Source organism: Desulfovibrio sp. 6_1_46AFAA (genome assembly GCF_000224635.1).
In the GTDB taxonomy this organism is placed as follows: domain Bacteria; phylum Desulfobacterota; class Desulfovibrionia; order Desulfovibrionales; family Desulfovibrionaceae; genus Desulfovibrio; species Desulfovibrio fairfieldensis.
In genome coordinates this window covers 667,525-686,661 of sequence record NZ_JH114301.1, presented here as the reverse complement: position 1 = coordinate 686,661, position 19,137 = coordinate 667,525, and the positions used below count along the sequence as shown (strand labels likewise).

The window sequence follows — 19,137 nt, the reverse complement described above, 5'->3', positions numbered from 1 at the left end:
TTATTCAAAACGCAGTGCGGTAACCACGTCCATACGGCTGGCCTGAAGGGCCGGATACAAGCCGCCGGCCACGCCGATGAGCGCGGAGAATACGATGCTGCCCAGACTGCTGGCGACCAGCAGGGGGTAGGAAATGCCCGTGCCCAGCGACCACGAACCGATTTCGACCAAGGTGACGCCCACCACAATACCCAGAATGCCGCCGGCCACGGATTTGCACAGGGCCTCGGCCAGGAATTGGGCCAAGATGTCCGTATCGGAGCCGCCCATGGCTTTTTTGAGGCCCACTTCGCGGGTGCGCGCGCGCACTGCGGCAAAAGTGCCGTACCAGATGCCGAAGCCGCCCAGCATCAGCGACGCGGCGATGCCCAGCCAGAGCAGGGCCTCCACCCACATGAAGGTGGTCTTGATGCGTTCAAGCTGCTCTTCCTGGGTGCGGATGACCAGATAGGGCGCGGCCTGATGCTCGCGCACCACTTCCGGGATCAGGCGGATCAGGGGCGGCACGTCTTCCCAGCCGACGGCGCGCACAAACAGGCGCGTCACCTTGCCGTCGCCCCAGTTGCGGTCGATCATGGTGGTATAGGGCAGAAAGCCGCCCTGGCTCCAGCTGCCCAGCATCACGCCGCTGACCACGCCCACAACTTCAAAAACGTCCTTTTCCAGAAACAGCAGTTTGCCCACGGCCTTGTCCGGGTCACCGTAGAGATTGCGGGCGGCTTCGCGGCCCAGCATGCAGACCCGGCTGTGACGCTCCATATCCGCGTCGCTGAACAGCCGGCCGGCCGTGAGGGACAGGGAATAGACCTCGGCGAAATACTGGTCGATGCCGATGAAATAGACGCTCAACGAGCGTTCGCCCTCGCCGCGCAGGAGGAAGCCCTTGCCGTCGCGCACGTTGCGGCTGACCATGCCCACGCCCGGCAGGGCGCGCAGGGCGTCCACGGTGGCGGGAAAGAATTCGCGTACGGGCTGACCGGGGTACTGCTTGTCATCCATATAAACCTGGATGACGTTGACCCCGCCCATGAGCACCATATCCTGGCCCACTTTATACCGGATTTCGCGGCCCAGCACGGAAAGGGCAATAAAGGCGGTGATGCCCAGAGCGATGGACAAAATCACCCCGAAGCCGCGTTGGCGCACAACCTGCCTGAGGCTGACGCGAAAAAGGTCGGACATGGCGATCATAGCGCAACTACCACATATCCATAAGAAGACGATAAAAAACCGCGCCGCGCGGCCGCAATACCGAAAATCAGCCGACAAGCGTCAGTACAACACATCCATTATTACGCCGGGCCGGGACAAGTGTCAAAACAGCCGCCCGGAGCCCGGACCAATCCGTTCTCCGCACGTTGTTTTATCCCGCCCTGCGGGCATCAGGGGCTTGCGGCGTGCTCGCCGTTTGGGCCCCTGTCGCTGCTACCTTTATCCGTACGGCGGCCTTGCCGCCAACGGCTGAAACCCGGCGCGGGCAGGGGCCTGCCAAGGGGCTGCGCCCCCTCCGAGGCCCTCTTGCCCCCCGGAACACCCCGCTGGACTGATTACGGCGTCAGCGTAAAGCGGGGTTTGTTCGTACACTCCCGTCGCCCCTAGGCGCTGCCGCCGGGCCGACAAGCGCCGTATAGGCCGGAAGGTCGCTTCTGGACTTCCTTATCTCCCGCGAACGTGGTCGGCGCAGCCGACAAGTGAGCGGGAGCTGGTTTTGCGGGAATTTTGCAAAATTGGCGATTTTTTCGTGCGGGCAAGGCAGCGGCACGTTTTTGAGCGGAGCATACTCAGATATGTGAGCATCAAAAACGCGCTGATAACGCCGCCCGCGCGGAACAGGCGGATTTTACAAAGTAACCGCAAAAGTACACAAAGCCTGAAGCAGGAACGCTGCTTCGCCTCTACCTCGCGGTCAACGCCGCCGCACGCCGAGCACCGTGCCGCCCTGCCCCACAGTATAGGCCGTATCCCGCCAGACAATCTCCCTGGCGGGAATGGTGCGCAGATAGACCAGAACAAACATGCCCACCGCGCAGACAAAAGCCCAGAGCCAGCGCCCCAGGGGCACGGACCGGGGCAAAAAGGCCCGCCAGGGCCCCAGCGCAGCCGCCAGCGCGGCCAGCCAGAGCAGGGCCAGCAGCACGGCCGCCCCGTTGCCCAGGCCCAGCAGGCCGCCGAGCAGGGCCAGAGCCGCGCCCAGCGGCGGCACGGCCATCAGGACGGCCAGCACCCCGAGCAGCAGCCATTGGCCGGGTATGCAGAACTTGAGAAACAGCACCTGGCGTTCCATCCAGGCCCGCCAGACCGGCAGGGCGTGGTCCGCGGCCTCGGTGCGCAGCAAGGCCCCGGCGCACAGACGCACATGCACGCCCCGGCCCTGCAGCAGCGCGCCCAGGGAACAATCGTCCACCACATTATGGGCCCAGAGTTCGGCCACGCCGTAGCGTTCAAAAGCGGCCCGGCTCATGGCCATGGCCCCGCCCCAGGGCTGGGTGAAGGCCGAGAGGGCCTGCAAAAAGCGCATCAGCAGCACGCTGAGCGCATAGGCCAGGGTCACCGGGCGCTGGTCGCGCGGCTCCACCGTATGGTAGCCGGTGCTGAACGCCGCCTCTCCCCTGGCCACGGGTCCCACAAGGCAACGCACGAAATCCTCTGCGGCCAGATGGGTGCTGTCGCAGAACACATAGACGTCCGCCGCGTCGCCCACGGCGGCCACGCCCTGCAAACTGTTGTGGTTTTTCTGGCCGCAACCGGCGGCCGGACCGGCCACAACATGCCGCAGGGCCGGGAAATCCTCCCGCAGCGTGCGGATCAGCCCGGCCGCCGGTTCCTCGGCCGTGGCCGTCACCAGCACCGGCAGTAGATCCGGATAATCCTGACGCAGCAGGCTGCTCAGGGCCTCGGTCATGCGCGGATGCGCGCCCGCCACCGGAATGATCATCGCCGCCCTGGGCCAGCCGCCCGGAGGCGTGAAACGGTTCGCCTCGCGCTCCTCTCCGGCCTTCCGGACCAGGGAACGCCCGCAACGGGCCAGAAGAAAGAGCAGGCCGCACTGAACCAAGGCCACGCAGAACCAGAACATCAGCATGGAATTACTCCTGAAATAACCTAGTCCGGCAGAGGCGCGCAGTCCCCGGACGCCAGCGGCACGTCCTGGACGCGCTTGCCTTCGAGCTTGATCTTCATGCCGTTTTTAAGGCTGATTGTGCCTTCCACCTTGTCCGGCGCGCTCAGACGGCCCTTGAACCTGTGGCCCGAGGAATGGGAGGCTTCAATGGCGTTGTCTTTCACGCTGCCCTCAAAGTGGTAGACATCCACCTGGCCGTTGGCAAGACGCAGATGCAGCACGCCCCTCACCTTACCCTGGGCCGAAAAACACAGGCCCACCCGGAAGGTGGAGGTATACAGCGAACCGGTCCAGAGTTCCGTCACTTCCGCGGGCGCGTCCGCCGATGCCGCCGGAAGCGACGGGGACGACGACGCGGGGACGGCCTTTTCCCCGGCGGCCGGAGCCGCGGCGCCGGACGGGGATTCGTCGGCCAGGGCCGGGGCGGCCCCTGTCGGGGACATGGCCAGCAGCACGATCAGAACGCCTGTTGCCCATGACCTGGAAAAAGAAAAAAAGTTGTTCATGGCGTGTCTATGTTCCAGCTTGGGCTTCTCGCTGGCCGGCTGACGGCGTTTTCCGGCTGTGCTCCCGCCAGAGGCGCTCGAAAAGCTCCTGATGCGCGTCCACCATGGCCGTAAAGGAGAAATCGCGCTCCACGCGCAGGCGTCCGGCCCGGCCCAGAGCGTCGCCGGACTGCGGATCGTCCAGCAGGCGCAGGCAGTTGCGGGCCAGGGCCCGGTCATCGCCCGCCGCGGACAAGAAGCCGTTGCCGTTTTCCTCCACCAGACGGGGAATGCCGCCCACCGCCGTGGCGCAGACCGGCAGGCCGCAGCTCATGGCCTCCAGAATGACATTGGGCTGGCCCTCGCGCACGGAGGCCAGGGCAAACAGCCGGGCCGCCGCGTAGTGTTCGCGCATGTCCATGCCGCCGGGGAAAAAGTCCACCCGCGCGCCCGCCGGATGCTCACGCGCCCATTGCTTCAGGGCCGCCTCTTCCGGGCCGTCGCCCACAATGCGCAGGCGGGCCTCCGGACGGCTTTGCAGAATCAGTTCAAAGGCCCGCAGCAGGGCCAAATGATCCTTGTCGCGCGCCAGGCGCGCCACGCACAAGACCACCGGCTCCCGCGCCGAAGGGGGATTTTCGCCGGGCCGGAAAAAGTCCACGTCCACCCCGTTGGGAATGTAGCTCAGATGCCCGGCGGGCACGCCCAGGCCCTGGAGCGTCTGGAACAGGGCTTCGGAATTGCAGACCAGATGCCGGGTCAGACGCCAGAGCCAGCGCTCGTGCTGGCGTTTGGGGCCGCCGCCGCCCCGGCAGGTGCCTACGACCACGGGCACGTCCAGCGCCCGCCCCCAGATCCGGCCCCAGATGTTGGGCAGGGCCGTGCAGGGCACCAGAATATCTGGAGCGGCCCGCCGCAGGGCTGGGGCCAGGCGCAGAAAAAAGAAGGGGGCCGCGCTGCGGGACGCGCCCAGATGCGTCAGGCCGATGCCCGCGTCACGGGCCGCGCTGTCCAGATCCGTCGCGCCGGTGAGGGTGAGCATGGCCGGGGAAAAACGCTTCCGGTCCAGGCGGCGGGCCAGCTCCAGAGTCTGGCGCTGGGTACCGCCGAAACAGAGATCTTCCATGAGAAAAAGCACGTTCAACGGTCGCGTCATAGGGCTCCTGTGGGAAACGCGCGCCGTAACAGGTTACGGCTTGCGGTTGCCAGCATACTATGCATTCCGCGCGCTTTTGCAAGCTCCGGAGCAACCGCATGAATTTTTAGAAAAATCTGTAAAACTGGCCTGTTGCCGATGATCTTTTCTATACAGGGAGGACCGATGAGCCCCAAACAGCATATTCCAGTATCGGCGTTTTTTAAGGGACCTCCAGACTCAAGTCAGCAGTCAACAAGGCGTTATCCTTTAAAATCATGGAAGGTAGGCGGAGCGGCGAGAACGGTCCCCACGCCTTGCAGTTCCATATGAAATGGAGTGTCCCCGCTTTCAGCAGCGGCCCTCACTTGCCCCCTCATCTGATTTGTGCCAAAATTATTGGCACTTCCTTCTTTCAACATCGGATGACAGCGATGAACACAGAGATACAGCATCAGGGCCAGAAGCTGCTTGTCACGCTTCAGGGCCGACTGGACACGGTCACGACGCCCGAGGTCAGCGAAGCGCTCAAAGATGTTCCTGAAGGCGTCAGTGAGTGCATTCTGGAAGTGAACAATCTTGAGTATATCTCCAGCGCGGGTTTGCGTCTTCTGCTTCTTCTGCACAAGCGCATGCTGGCTTCCGGCGGCCGTCTGCTGCTGCGCAACGTGCAGCCCGGCGTCAAGGACATTCTGGAAATGACGGGTTTCGCAAGCTTTTTGTGTATGGAATAAATCGGCCGAATCCTTTTTTCAGGTCTGACGACATGCCGATATTCGCGACCATCCGGTTCAAGATGCTCTGCGTCGTTGTGATGCTTGCCGTACTGCTGGGCCTTGCGGTCTTTTTGGTCGGCAAAGGCACATACCGCAACTACAAGACGCTGCAAATCTCCCAATGCCGGTCTCTGGTCGCGGAAGAAACGGCAAAAGTGGAAGACACCATCCAGGATCTCCAGGCCAATGCCAGAGAACTGGCCATGATCGGCGAGCTCTTGTTTCAAGCTGCCCCCGACCGTTTGACTCTGTACGGCCCATATGCCGTTCTGCGCAATTTTCAGATCAACACTGCGGCTGTGGGCGGCGGCATCTGGTATAAACCCTACCTTCTGGACAAAAAGCGCGAGCTGGCCTGTTTTTACGCGTACTCGCAAAGCGGGGGGGCCGTTTTTGACGAAAGCTTTTCCAGCCCGGAATATCACTACCCGACCCAGAGCTGGTATCTTGACGTCACACGGCAGTTGGACGCGCTAGGGCCCGGTGCTCGCGAGACCGCGGTCTGGAGCCGCCCCTACGTTGACGCCACGGGCACGCACGCGCTGATGACCACCGTCAGCAGCGGCATGTACGATCAGCAAGGCGCTTTTCTCGGGCTGGCCACGGTTGACTGGCAGCTTGGCGACATCGCCCGCCAGATCGCGGACATCCGGCCCACGCCGAACAGCATTATTCTGTTTGCCGATACCGCCCATGACGTCATTCTGAACCTCAGCGACCCCTCCCGCTCTCAGGGGTTCACGAATGTCTCGCCGCGCTCGATTCCCTGGTTTGAGAGCAATGCGCCGTCGGAGCGCATTCTGGTTCACAACGGCGCCTCCTACCTCTCCTTCTTCAAAAAACTGAGCAACGGCATGAGCGTGGTGGTCAATGTGCCGGAAGAGGATTTATTCCGCACCATCAACCGGGCATTGCGGCTGACGCTGCTGATTCTGGCCGGGATCATACTGCTGGCCGCGGGTCTTACCTGGGCGCTGCTCAACCGCTTTATCAACAGGCCTGTGGCCGTACTTTCCCGGGCCGCCGCCGAGGTCGGGGCCGGAAATCTGAACGCCGAATTTCCGCTGCGCTCAAAAGACGAACTGGGGGTTCTGGCACGCTCGTTCAGCACCATGACCCGCAGCCTGAAAAGCCATATCGAACATCTCGGAACGGTCACGGCGGAAAAGGAACGCATCGCCACCGAGTTGCACATTGCCAGAGATATTCAGGCCTCGATGCTGCCCTCGATTTTTCCGCCCTGTCCGGAGCGGGACGAGTGCGACCTCCGGGCCTTCATGCTGCCCGCCAAAGAAGTGGGCGGCGATTTTTTCGACTTTTTCTTTGTGGACGATACCCGGCTCGCCATCGTGATCGCCGATGTTTCCGACAAGGGTGTGCCCGCCGCGCTCTTTATGGTGATCGCCAAGACCCTGCTCCGCAACAACGCCCCTGCCGGCGCGAACCCCGGAGAAGTGCTGGCCGCAACCAACGTCCAGTTGTGTGAAAATAACAGCACAGGCATGTTTGTCACCGCCTTTATCGGAATTCTCGATGTGCGCACCGGCGCTTTTGAGTATGCCAATGCGGGGCACAATCCATTCTTCGTCAAACGGCCCGGCAAGCCCTTTGAACGGATCGCGCCTAAGCCGGGGCTGCCCCTCGCGGTCATGGACGATACGCTTTTCCAGACGGAAATGCTGAATATTGAGCGCGGGAGTTCCCTGTTCTTCTACACGGACGGGGTTACCGACGCCACAAATCCCGAGAATGTCTTTTTCGGCGAAGACCGTCTGCGGGACACGCTGACCGGGCTCGGAAATCTGCTGCCCGGCGATCTGCAAGGCTTTATCACGGGCGTCAAGAACAATCTGGACCGTTTCGCACACGGCGCGCGGCAAAACGATGACATCACCATGCTGGCCTTGGCCTATATCGGTCCCCAACGCACACAGGTTCAGGAGCTGACCGAAACCGCTCCCGCTCCTGCCGGTAAGGATGCAGCGGCGGGCAATGCCACAACGCTCGTGCGCGAACGGCATTTCCCGGCACAGGTAGCTGCCATACCGGAATTTATGAAGCTAGTAGAAGAAAACCTCGCGGCAAGTCCGTTTACCCAGCGCCAGCGTATGCGTTTTGCCGTGGCGGCCGAGGAAGTTTTCGCCAATATCGCCAATTACGCCTATGCCGGCCGCTCCGACCACGGGCTTGTGGAAGCGCGCCTTGAACTCAGGCGCGATCCCGCCGCTCTGACCCTTCAACTGGCCGACTCCGGGCAGCCGTTCAATCCGCTGGAATGCGGCGCCCCGGACGTCAGCCTGCCCGCCGAGAAACGGACGCCCGGCGGCCTCGGCATTTTTCTTGCCGGTCAGGGCACGAACGCCATGACCTATGCGCGGCGGGAAGGGAAAAACGTACTGACCATGCTGCTTGAGCCGGAACAGGAGCCTTCATGAACAACTGCGCGGCATTGATTTCCAGCACCGCAACCCGCCTGCCGGGGAAAACGGCGCTTGTCTGTGGCGATCATTCCATGAGCTTTGCCCAGTTGGAACACAAAGCCCGGCGGCTTGCCTCCGGTCTGCAAACCCTGGGGCTGGAAAGAGGCTCCATTCTTCCCATTCTGCTGCCGCGCGACCTTGAGGTCGCCGTAGCGCTGCTGGGAGCCTGGAAAGCCGGTCTCGCGCCTTGCATTCTCGACACCGGCTATCCGCCCGACCGCCTCGCTGCCATCCGCGCGCAATGCGGCACAAAGCATCTGCTGGATGTCGGGATGTTGCAGCGGCTGGAGGCCCTTCCGCCCGCCCCCTGCGCGCCCCTGGCAAACCCCGCTCCGACGGATCCCGGTCTGGCGGTCTTCACCTCCGGCTCCACCGGCAGGCCCAAGGGCGTTCTTCTGCCGCACAGAGCGCTGACGCTGGCGACCCAAGGCAACATGACCATGCTGCGCGAGGATGACCAGACTCTGTCCACGGCCTCGCACTCCTTCATCGCAATCATGGTGGACCTCGTCGCGCCTCTGGCTCTTGGCGCAACCGTGCACATAGCCGGAGACGACATCCGCAGGGACGCCGCCCTGATCGCCGCCTATGTGCGATGCCACGGCATCACCGCGGCCCTTCTTTCTCCGCAGATGGCCGCTCCCTTCCTGGAGTTGGCCGACGACTGCCTGCGCTGCCTGTTCACCGGGACGGAACGGGTCCGGCGGCTCTGGAGCGAGCGCACCCGTATCGTCAACCTGTACGGGGCCAGCGAAACCTGTGGCCCGCTCGCCAGCTTCCGCATTGACAAAGCTTACGACAATACGCCGCTGGGCATGCCCTATCCCGGCAGCCGGATCTTCGTGCTTGACGAGGAGGGGCGCTCCGTGCCGGAAGGGGAGGAAGGCGAAATCTGCGTTTGCGGGCAGACGGCGCTCGGGTATCTGCAATCGCCGGAACTCACGGCCGAGCGTTTCGTTCCGAACCCTTACGCCGCGAGCGAAGCCGACGCCGTCCTGTTCAAGACCGGCGATATCGGCCGGATGCTCCCGGACGGAAATCTTGAATATGTGCAGCGCAAGGACTGGCTGCTCAAGATCCGGGGATTCCGCGTGGAACCCGGTGAAATCGAAGCTGTCATGCTCCGGACCGCGCCTCTGGAAAAGGCCGTGGTCACGGGTTTTGAAGACAGCTCCGGTCAGATGCGCCTGTACGCCTGCTATACCGCCGCCGCTCCGGTGGATGCGGGCACTGTGCTGAACGGTCTGGCCGCTGTGCTGCCCGACTACATGCTGCCTTCCTTTATGGAGCAGGTGGACGCGCTGCCTCTGAACGCCAACGGCAAGATTGACCGCTCGCGCATCGCGCCGCCGGATATCGAGCGCTACCGGGCGGTGTTCGCGGCTCCGGAAACAGAGCTCGAAAACGCGCTGTGCGTGGCCTTCGGCCGGGTTCTGGGCCTTGAAAAGATCGGCCTGGACGACGATTTTCTGCAGCTCGGCGGCGATTCCATCAGCGCGGTACGCCTGCAGGCCCTTCTGCCGGATACCGGCATTTCCGCCGCCATGCTGTTTACGGAACGCACGCCCCGCGCCCTGGCCGAGGCCCTGTGCCGCCTTCAAACCGCCGCGCCCGCCGCACCCCTGCGGGAAGTTCCGGACAGAGAGGCCTGGCCCCTGACCTTTGCCGAGCGCCAGATGGCCGCAGAGCAGACAATGGATCCGTCATCCGTGGCCTACAACGTCAACCTGGCCCTGAGCATTGAGGGCGGCCTGGACGAAGCCCGGCTGGAACGCGCCCTGGCATCCATGGTCCGGCGGCAGCGCATTCTGCGTTCCTTCTACCCCATGTGCTCAGGCGGGCACGTCCACTGCCTGGATGAAAACATCCATGTGCGGCTGGGGCGTGAAACATGCCCGGAAGAAGCCGTGGCGGACCGCATCCGGGCTTTAAACACGCCCTTTGATTTGGCGCATGCGCCGCTCTTCCGTTTCACATTGTTTGAAACAGGCCCGGACACGCGCATCCTGCACATGTGTTTTCATCATATCATCATGGACGGCCTGAGCGCTCCCCTTGTGCTGGCAACCCTCTGGGAAGCTTACGAAAAAGATACTTCGCCCGAAAGCGTGCTTCCGGCCCGGCCCGATTATCTGGACTTCGCCGTGCGCCAGCAGGAGGAAGGAGAACCGGACACCGCCTTTTTCAGCGCGCTGTTTTCAGATGGCGTGCCGGAAAACGAAATGCCCACGCGGCCTGTGCGTCCGGAGCGGCTCCCCTGCGCCAACGCCTCCGTCGCCCGCCGCATTCCCTTTGCCGGTCTGGAACGGGAGGCCCGTCGCCTGGGCGTCACCCCCTATACCCTGCTTATGGCCGCTTTCAGCCTCACCCTGGCCAAATACTGCGGCAGCGAGGACGTGGTGCTGGGCGCGGCCATGAACTGCCGCGATCTGCCGGAAACCGGCGCTATGGCGGGGATGTTCGTGAACACTCTGCCCGTGCGTCTGCAGCCCGCGGGCACGCTCGGCCTGCATGACTACATTCGGCAAACGGGAATATTGCTGGGGAACATACGCGCGCACCAGTCCTGCCCTTTTTCCCTGCTTGTGCCCCTGCTCGCGCCGGAAAGAAACGCCTCCCGCGCGCCGGTGTTCGACGTGATCGTCAACTACCTTGAGGAAGCGGCCTATCCGGATGCGGCGGGGCTTCGCATCAGCCCATACCCCGTGCGCACGCAGGAGCTGGCCATTGATCTCACGCTGGAAATGCGCCGCCGGGATGACGCTCTGAACATGGAGCTCCTCTATTCTGACGAATTATATGAGAGCGCGGTCGTTTCCGGCATGCTTGAGCATTTCGCGGCCGTGCTTGAGCGCGTGTGCGATGGAACAGACATGACCCTGGCGGACGCCGCTGAGTTGGCCGCCGGGCAGCGTCGTCAGATTCTTGAAGATTTTGCCGGACCGGACACGGGCCCGGCGCCCGGCCGGACCGTGGTGGACGCGTTCATCGAGCAGGCCCGCGTCCGCCCGGACAAGCGCGCGGCGGCTTTCGGCGAAGAGGTTCTGAGCTATGCGGAGATGGACGCTCTGACCGACAGGCTGGCCCGCCTTCTGGCGGACAAGGGCATCGGCGGTGGAGCCACCGTGGGCATTCTTGTCCGGCGGGGGCTGATGATGCCTGTGGGGGCCTTGGGCGTGCTCAAATCCGGCGCGGCCTATGTGCCCCTTGATCCGACCTACCCGACGGAACGCCTGGAGTTCATGCTCCAGGACTCCGGCGCCGCGCTTCTTATTGCTGATGAAGGCCTGGAAGGACAGGTCCCGGGCTTTGCCGGGGAAATTCTGGCCACGGGCGTGGTGTGGGCCTTGGCCAAGGAAACTCCCGCCCCTGATCCGCTTCCGGTTCATCTCCCCAGGCCGGACGATCTGATGGTGCTGCTCTATACCTCCGGCACCACGGGCAAACCCAAAGGGGTCATGCTTTCCCATGCCAATCTGACCAACTTTTGCGACTGGTTCGCGAGCCGTTACGACCTCGGGCCTTCCGACGCCGTGGCTGCCTATGCCAGTTTCGGCTTTGACGCCTGCCTCATGGACATGTTCCCGGCGCTGAGCCGCGGAGCCTGCATCTGGATCATTCCGGAAGAAATGCGCCTGGATCTTCCGGCCATGAACGCCGCCTTTGAGGAACAGGGCGTGACGCTGGCCTTCCTGACCACCCAGTTGGGTCGTCAGTTCGCCGCAACCATGCGCAACCGCAGCCTGCGCGCGCTTTCCACGGGCGGTGAAACGCTCGTGCCCGTGACCCCGCCGGACGACTACGCCCTCTGCAATCTCTACGGCCCCACGGAATGCACGATCTGCATCAGCTCCTTCCGGGTGGACAGCTTCCGCGACAGGGTTCCGCTCGGCAAAGCTCTGGACAATACCCGACTGTACATTCTGGACAAACACGGACGTCTCGCCCCCGTGGGCACGGCGGGAGAACTCTGCGTGGCCGGACGCCAGGTAGCCCAGGGCTATCTGAACCGCCCGGAGCTGACGGCGGAAAAATTCACGCCCAATCCCTTCAGCGACGCTCCTGACTACGCCCGGATATACCGTACCGGCGACATGGTGCGCTGGCTGCCGGACGGAAGCCTGGACTTCGTGGGCCGCCAGGACTTCCAGATAAAAATCCGGGGGTTCCGCGTGGAGCTGACTGAAATTGAAGGCCGCATCCGGCAACATCCGGATATCGTCGACGCGGCTGTGGTGCCCATGGACGCGCCCGGCGGCGGCAAGTGCGCCGTGGCCTATGTGGTCACGAAAACGCCGGGAGCCTTCAACGCCGAGGACCTGAACGCTTTTATCGAAGAGCAGTTGCCGCCGTATATGGTCCCGGCGGCGACCATGCGGCTGGAACATATTCCCCTGAATCCCAACGGCAAGGTGGACCGCAAAAAACTTCCCCCGCCGGACTTCAGCGCCGACGAGAAAGCCGGGGAAGACCGGACATCAGGGCCCGAAACACTGCTGGAAAGCACGCTGAAGGATATTTTGCGTCAGGTGCTCGGCCACGCCCAGTTCAGCCTGACCTCAAACCTGTTGCGCGCGGGCCTGACCTCCCTTTCCACCATCAGGCTGGCCGCGCTGCTGGATGAACGGCTCGGCATCGCGCCTTCGGTGCGGGAGATTTTGGCCGATCCCAGTATGATCGGCCTGGAAAACGCGCTTGTCGGCGCGCTGTTGCGGCGGGCCGAACAGAGCGCGACAACGGAGCAGCAGGAAGACGAGGCGGCCGTGCCTTCCCCGGCCTCGCCGTCTGGAACGGGCTGCCCGCTGACGCACAACCAGCTCGGCGTCTATTTCGACTGCCTGAAACGTCCGGACACCCTGGCCTACAACATTCCGCTGCGCCTGGATCTGCCGGAAACCGTAGACGCCGGGCGTCTGGCCGTGGCCGTGGCGGCCGTACTGGACGCTCATCCCGCGCTCAAGACCCGTTTGTCCGCCGAAAACGAACGCCCCGCCTTCATCCCCCTAGAGGCGAAGGCAAGTGTTCCCTGCCTGGAAATGAGCGACGAGGAGCTGGAGGCGCATGCCTCGGCCTTCACCCGTCCCTTTGATCTTTTCGCAGGCCCGCTGTACCGGGCTGAAGTCATCCGCGCGCCGCGCGGCGTCAGTCTGCTTCTGGACGCCCATCACCTTGTCTTTGACGGCGCTTCCCTGGATATTTTCCTGCACTCGCTGGGCGCGGCCTACGAGCGGGGCGAATTGCCGCGCGAACTGCGCGAAAAGCTCACGGCCCAAGACTGGGCGCTGGAGGAGGCGCGACAAGAAGACGGTCCGGAATGGCGGGAAGACAAGGCCTATTTTGACAGCCTGCTTGAAAACTTCGAGGCGGCCAGCGAGCTGCCGTCCGACCTTCCACCCACCGGAGAAATCGGAAAACTGGCCGAAGCCGTGCGCGCCGTGGACGGTCCGAAGGTGGAACGTTTCTGCCGGGAGCACGGCCTGACCCCGGCCGGGCTCTATCTCGCGGCCACGGCCTATGCCGTGTCCCGCTGGACCCAGAGTCCGGACGCATGGCTTTCCACTATCAGCAGCGGCAGAAGCGACGCGCGTCTGCGCAACACCTTCGGCATGTTCGTGCGCACCCTGCCCGTGCATCTGGGGCTGGGCGAAAATCTCAGTCGCCTGGAATACATGCGGGCCGCGCACAAGGCTCTCTCCGGTTCGGTCAGCCATGAAAGCTACCCTTATACGCGCATCTGCGAGGAACACGGCTTCGCGCCTGCGATCATGTACGCCTGTGAACTGGGCGTGACCGGCGGCTGCCGCCTGGAGGGCCATCCGCTGTCCGTCACGCCGCTTTCCATGCCGGAACCCAAATTCAAACTATCCGTGCATGTGGAGCGACGCGGCAACGAAACCGTCTTTGCCGTCCAGTACGATGACGCCCGTTATTCGCCGTGGCTGATGACGCGTTTTGCCGACACCCTGGCCACGGCTCTGGACAATCTCATTTCCGAGCCTGATGCCCCGGTGCGCGGCGTGTCCCTGGTTTCCGAGGAACAGGCGGCGCTGCTGGCGCGCTTCAGGATCACGGAGGGCGAGCTCCCCGAGCCGGTGCTGCACCGGATGTTTGAAGCCGCGGCGGCGCGTTGTCCGGATAGCCCGGCCCTGATCGCCGGTGAGGAACAATACGACTATGCCCGGCTGAACGCCGAAGCCAACCGCCTTGCGCACGGCCTGCTGTCCCTGGGCGTACAGCCGGAGGACCGGGTGGCCTTTGTGCTGCGCCGTACCGGGCGCATCCTGATCGCCATGCTGGGCGCGCTCAAGGCCGGATGCGCCTACATCCCCATGGATCCCGAGTACCCGGCCGAGCGCATAGCCCATGTTCTGGATGACAGCGGCGCGCGTTTCGTGTTGACCGATGCGAAAGACGCCGAAACCGCCGCCCGCCTCGCCGGCATGCCCGGCCTGCTTGACATTGACGGCTTACGCGCCGGGCGCGAAACGCATAATCCCGATCTGCCCGTGACGCCGGAGCAGCTGGCCTATCTTATCTATACTTCTGGCTCCACCGGCAAACCCAAAGGGGTAATGCTGCGGCACGGGGGCATCGCCAACTATGTGACCGCGCACCCGCGCAATCTTCATGTCGCCGCGCTGGCTTCGGACGCGCGGGCCATGCTGTCCGTGACCACGGCGGCCTTCGACATGTTCCTGAAAGAAAGCATGACCGCGCTGTGCAACGGGCTCACTCTGGTTCTCGCGGATGACGACGAGGCCCGCGATCCCGTGCGTCTGGCCGAGTTGTTCGCCCGCACGGGCGCGGACGCCTTCAACGCCACGCCGTCGCGGCTGCTGGAATACACGGAATATCCCCCGCTGCTGGAAGCGCTTTCCCGCTGCCGGGTTCTCATGGCCGGAGCCGAGAAATACCCTGACGCGCTTCTTGCAAGGCTGCGCCAAGGCCGAGCCCGCCTGTTCAACACCTACGGACCGACGGAAATCACGGTTTCCTGCAACGGCAAGGAACTGACCGGCACGGACAGAGTGACGGTCGGCGCGCCGCTTCTCAATGTGCATGAATATGTGCTGGATGACGACGGCAATATGCTGCCCTGCGGCATGATCGGCGAACTGCTGGTGGGCGGCGCGGGGGTTGCGCGGGGGTACAACAACCTGCCGGAGCAGACCGCCGCGCGCTTTGTCACCTTTAACGGCGAACGGGTCTATAAAACAGGCGACTACGCCCGCTGGACCGGGGACGGAGAAATCGTCATCCTCGGCCGCAACGACAACCAGATCAAACTGCGCGGCCTGCGTATCGAACTGGGCGAAGTGGAAAGAGCTCTGGCCGCGCTGACGGGCGTCAAGGCTTGCGTCGCGGGAATCCGCACCCTGAACGGCATGGAGCACTTATGCGCCTGGTACACGGGCGGCGATCCCGATCCCCAGGCCCTGCGCGAGCAACTGGCGTCCACATTGCCCCCGTACATGGTGCCCACGGCCTGGGCCCGCCTTGACGCCATGCCCACCCTGCCCAACGGCAAAACCGACGCCCGTTCCCTGCCGGATCCGGAACCCTTGCGCACCACGGGATACGTTGCCCCTGAAACCGAACTCGAAGGCCTGTTCTGCTCTATTTATGCCACGGTGCTGGGCCTGGAACGCGTGGGCGCGCTCGACAGCTTCTTTGAAATCGGCGGCTCGTCCCTGGCCGTCACCCGCGTGCTGATCGAAGCCGGGCGTCTGGGCGTCCGGGGATCGGGCGGGGAGGCCATCGCCTACGCGGACGTGTTCGCGCATCCGACGCCGCGCGCCTTGGCGACGCTGCTGACCGGCAACACGGCAAAATCCTGTCCCGCGCGGCAAACCGCCGTGAAAGAAACATACGACTACGACGCCATACATTCACTGCTGGCCCAAAATACTCTGGACGCCTTTCGCACCGGAACTTCCCGGCCCTTGGGCAATGTGCTGCTGACGGGCGCCACCGGCTTTCTCGGTTCGCATATGCTGCATATCCTTCTCCAACAGGAGCAGGGGAAGATCTGCTGCCTGCTCAGACGCGGCCGCTATGACTCCGTGGAAAAACGCCTCAAGCAGATTCTGTACTACTATTTTGAGGACACCTTCGACGAACTGTTCGGCAGACGTCTGCTCGTGCTGGAAGGCGACATCACGGACGCCGCAACGCTGGCCCGCGTCGAACGCCTGTCCGGTTTCAGTCCGGACACAATTATAAACTGCGCGGCCAACGTCTCCCACTTTGCCGCGAACACCGGCATCAGCGACGTCAACCTCGGCGGCGTGCAACAGCTTGTGGGTCTGGCCCTGCGCACCGGCGCGCGTCTGGTACAGATCTCCACAACCAGCGTGGCCGGATTTTCCATCGACGGCACGCCGCCGCCCGACACGTCTCTTTCCGAACAGGATATCTTTCTGGGACAAAGTCTTGAAAATCAGTATGCGCACAGCAAATTTCTGGCCGAGCGGACCATGCTTGAGGCTGTGCCGCGAGGGCTTGACGCCAAGATCATGCGCGTGGGCAACCTGATGGCCCGCAACCGTGACGGCGAGTTCCAGATAAATTTGCGTTCCAACAGTTTCATCGGACGCCTGCGCGCCTATCATGCCATCGGCTGTTTCCCGTATTCATCATTCCTGCATCAGACGGAACTCGCCCCCATCGACAGCACGGCCAGGGCGGTCCTGCTGCTGGCCACGGCGCCTTCAGCCTGCCGCATTTTCCACCCCTTCAACAATCACAGCCTGTTCATGGGCGATATAATCGCTTCCATGCAGGCGGAGGGGCTGGAAGTTCCCATGGTCGAGGACGACGTCTTCGAGCGGGCCATGGCCGAGGCCATGCTTGACCCGGACCGGGCCGAGCGCCTGGTCAGTCTGGTGGCCTACCAGAATATGGCGGGCGGCAAAGTAGTGGCGCCTCTGGCTGCGGAAAGCGCCTACACGGCGCAGGCCCTGTTGCGCCACAACTGGCGCTGGCCCGAAACAGGCAGCGCTTATCTGCGCGGCTTCATTCAGGGCCTCGCGGGCATGGGCTTTTTTGACCTCTGAGGCATGGCTGCGCCGTGATTAGCGGAAATGCGCAAAACGAGCCAGAGCATACGGACACGCGTTGCTACAGTGCGGACATCCGCGAGCTGCCTTCACTGAGCGGGGAGCTGATCCGGGAAATGCCGTGTAGGCGCGCCCGGGCACTGCACGCCTGCCAAAGGCCGGAAGACAAGTTGCGTGGCCTGGTCGGATGGCTGCTCATGAAGCGTTTCCTGGGCGCGGACGCGGCCCGGCGTCTTGCTTACGGCCGCTACGGCAAGCCGTATCTGCGCGGCGGCCCGTATTTCAACCTGTCGCATTCCGGACATTACGCGGTGCTTGTCGTCAGCACCGTTCCCGTCGGCGTTGATGTGGAACAGAGGCGTGACGATGACGACTGCGCGGCGCTCGCCGCCGCAGCCTTTCATCCTTCCGAACGCGAGCACTACGCCCGTCATCCTTCCGTACGGACCTTCTTCGACATCTGGACGCTCAAGGAGAGTTATTTGAAGCTGCGCGGCACGGGACTGTCCGTGGAGCCGTCGTCCTTTGCCCTGACCCTGGAACGCGGCGGAGCACGGCTTCACGGGCGGCCGGAAATCCGCTTTCGTTTGTACGACGATTTGCCGGGACACAGTCTGGCCGTGTGCCTGATGGGCGGCAGTGCCCCGGACGCTGTGACCATGACGCATTTTTAACCCGCAAGGAGAAAATGATGCCTCACGATCCCCACGCCATGACGCCGGAACTGGCCCTGCGGCTTGTACGCGAAGCTGAAAGCATGAACAGGGACGGCATCGCGCGTCTGCAACGCGAGCGGCTGCGCACCCTGCTTGCCTATGCCCGGACGCATTCGCCGCTGCTTGCCGAAAAATACCGCGACCTGCCAGCGCAACCGGAATTGAGCGAAATTCCTCCCCTGCTCCGTTCCGAAGCCGCGTCCCGCTTTGACGACTGGGTATGCGACAGGGAGATCTCCAGCCGGGGGGTAAAGGCGTTCCTGGCGACCCCGGACAATCTGACGCGGGACTACCTCGGGCGCTACCGGGTGCTGACCACCTCCGGATCCACGGATGTGCCCCTGATCATGGTGCGCGATGACCGCCACAATCTGGTCAACGGCGCGCTCATGCAGTCCCGCCTCTGGGGCGGCTCCAAACTCGGAAAACTGGAACGCCTCAGGCAGCCCTGGCTGCGCGCCTGCGCCGTCACGACCGGCGGAGGCTATCACTCCTCCTATCTTTCCTTTCTGCGCATGCAGCAGGCATATGAAAAAAAGGGCCTGGGCGACCGCATTGCCTTTTTTTCCATCGACACCCCCCTGCCGCGCATGGTGGAGGGGCTCAACGCCCTGCAACCCGAGATCATCGGCGCCTATCCCTCAACCTTGCAGATTCTGGCCCGCGCCCGGCAGGCGGGCCAGCTCGTCGTCAGTCCTCTGGCCCTGTTCAGCTCCGCCGAATATTTGTCCCCGGAAGTAATGGAGATGCTGGAAACAACCTTCCAGTGCCCGGTTATGGACAACTACTGCTCCACGGAAGCCGGAGAGGTAAGCATGCTCTGTTCGGCAAACCGCATGCACGTCAACAGCGACTGGATCATCGTGGAACCCGTGGACGCCGACAACAGGCCCGCGCGGGAAGGTTTCAGCGACGGAGTGCTGATCACCAATCTGGCCAACCTGGTGCAGCCCGTGATCCGCTACCGTATTTCGGACAGGGCGATTCTGCGCCATGAGGCCTGCCCTTGCGGTTCGCCTTTTCCCAGCCTGGAAATTGAGGGCCGCAAAGAGGACATTCTGGAATTCGCCGGCGAAGAAGGCCCCTTCCTGGTGGCCCCTCCAGTGCTGATGACCTCGGCAATGCATGTAACCGGCTGCCTGACGGGCCAGTTTATCCAGCGTTCGCCCACGGACCTGGAAGTGCGTTGCGAAAGCCTGGACAATGCCGACAAAAGCGCGGTGACCGCAGAACTGCTGACACGGGTGCGCGGCATTTTCGCTAAAAACCACGCCTCCAATGTCCGCGTTTACGGCTCTGACGAGCCGGTGATTCGGGGTAAAAGCGGCAAGCTGCGCGCTCTGCTCAAGGACTTTTCCTGAGCCG

General features: G+C 63.3%; 9 protein-coding genes. 5 read left to right on the top strand and 4 right to left on the bottom strand.

What is annotated here, in order from left to right; translation table 11 throughout:
- The 4 genes from HMPREF1022_RS06385 to HMPREF1022_RS06370 form a co-directional block, all read right to left on the bottom strand.
- On the bottom strand, positions 1-1,182 hold the full coding sequence (locus HMPREF1022_RS06385) for an ABC transporter permease (protein ID WP_232221558.1): 1,182 nt from the start codon (positions 1,180-1,182) through the stop codon (positions 1-3).
- Positions 1,183-1,906: 724 nt separating this feature from the next.
- Positions 1,907-3,082 carry a glycosyltransferase family 2 protein gene (locus HMPREF1022_RS06380; protein WP_009302393.1) on the bottom strand — a complete coding sequence of 392 codons (1,176 nt, stop codon included), beginning with the start codon at positions 3,080-3,082 and terminating at the stop codon, positions 1,907-1,909.
- 20 nt (positions 3,083-3,102) lie between these two features.
- Entirely contained in the window at positions 3,103-3,627 is a 525-nt protein-coding gene (locus HMPREF1022_RS06375) for a hypothetical protein (RefSeq protein ID WP_008684471.1), read from the bottom strand.
- A 7-nt stretch (positions 3,628-3,634) separates the two neighbouring features.
- Complete coding sequence (locus HMPREF1022_RS06370) at positions 3,635-4,762, bottom strand: glycosyltransferase (protein WP_009302391.1); 1,128 nt, start codon at positions 4,760-4,762, stop codon at positions 3,635-3,637.
- A gap of 413 nt (positions 4,763-5,175) precedes the next feature.
- Here HMPREF1022_RS06370 and HMPREF1022_RS06365 point away from each other — a divergent pair, with 413 nt between their 5' ends.
- From HMPREF1022_RS06365 to HMPREF1022_RS06345, 5 genes are all read left to right on the top strand, one after another.
- Positions 5,176-5,475, top strand: a complete 300-nt coding sequence (locus HMPREF1022_RS06365; protein ID WP_009302390.1) for an STAS domain-containing protein — start codon at positions 5,176-5,178, stop codon at positions 5,473-5,475.
- Between the two features lie 32 nt (positions 5,476-5,507).
- The gene (locus HMPREF1022_RS16535; RefSeq protein WP_009302389.1) at positions 5,508-7,952 is read left to right on the top strand and encodes a SpoIIE family protein phosphatase; all 2,445 of its coding nucleotides are present in this window, start codon (positions 5,508-5,510) and stop codon (positions 7,950-7,952) included.
- Positions 7,949-17,053 (top strand): non-ribosomal peptide synthetase, encoded by a 9,105-nt coding sequence (locus tag HMPREF1022_RS06355; RefSeq protein WP_009302388.1) that lies wholly within the window; start codon positions 7,949-7,951, stop codon positions 17,051-17,053. The genes HMPREF1022_RS16535 and HMPREF1022_RS06355 overlap by 4 nt, the downstream gene beginning before the upstream one ends.
- A gap of 200 nt (positions 17,054-17,253) precedes the next feature.
- A complete protein-coding gene (locus HMPREF1022_RS06350; protein ID WP_050801249.1) occupies positions 17,254-17,730 on the top strand; it encodes a 4'-phosphopantetheinyl transferase family protein in 477 nt (158 codons plus the stop codon).
- 17 nt (positions 17,731-17,747) lie between these two features.
- Positions 17,748-19,133 carry a phenylacetate--CoA ligase family protein gene (locus HMPREF1022_RS06345; protein ID WP_009302386.1) on the top strand — a complete coding sequence of 462 codons (1,386 nt, stop codon included), beginning with the start codon at positions 17,748-17,750 and terminating at the stop codon, positions 19,131-19,133.
- Positions 19,134-19,137 lie beyond the last annotated feature (4 nt).

Bases quoted from the DNA above. Each gene is read 5' to 3' on its own strand.
- HMPREF1022_RS06380 (WP_009302393.1), bottom strand. From the start codon at position 3,082: ATGCTGATGTTCTGGTTCTGCGTGGCCTTGGTTCAGTGCGGCCTGCTC.
- HMPREF1022_RS16535 (WP_009302389.1), top strand. From the start codon at position 5,508: ATGCCGATATTCGCGACCATCCGGTTCAAGATGCTCTGCGTCGTTGTG.
- HMPREF1022_RS06385 (WP_232221558.1), bottom strand. From the start codon at position 1,182: ATGTCCGACCTTTTTCGCGTCAGCCTCAGGCAGGTTGTGCGCCAACGC.
- HMPREF1022_RS06375 (WP_008684471.1), bottom strand. From the start codon at position 3,627: ATGAACAACTTTTTTTCTTTTTCCAGGTCATGGGCAACAGGCGTTCTG.
- HMPREF1022_RS06370 (WP_009302391.1), bottom strand. From the start codon at position 4,762: ATGACGCGACCGTTGAACGTGCTTTTTCTCATGGAAGATCTCTGTTTC.
- HMPREF1022_RS06365 (WP_009302390.1), top strand. From the start codon at position 5,176: ATGAACACAGAGATACAGCATCAGGGCCAGAAGCTGCTTGTCACGCTT.
- HMPREF1022_RS06355 (WP_009302388.1), top strand. From the start codon at position 7,949: ATGAACAACTGCGCGGCATTGATTTCCAGCACCGCAACCCGCCTGCCG.
- HMPREF1022_RS06350 (WP_050801249.1), top strand. From the start codon at position 17,254: ATGAAGCGTTTCCTGGGCGCGGACGCGGCCCGGCGTCTTGCTTACGGC.
- HMPREF1022_RS06345 (WP_009302386.1), top strand. From the start codon at position 17,748: ATGCCTCACGATCCCCACGCCATGACGCCGGAACTGGCCCTGCGGCTT.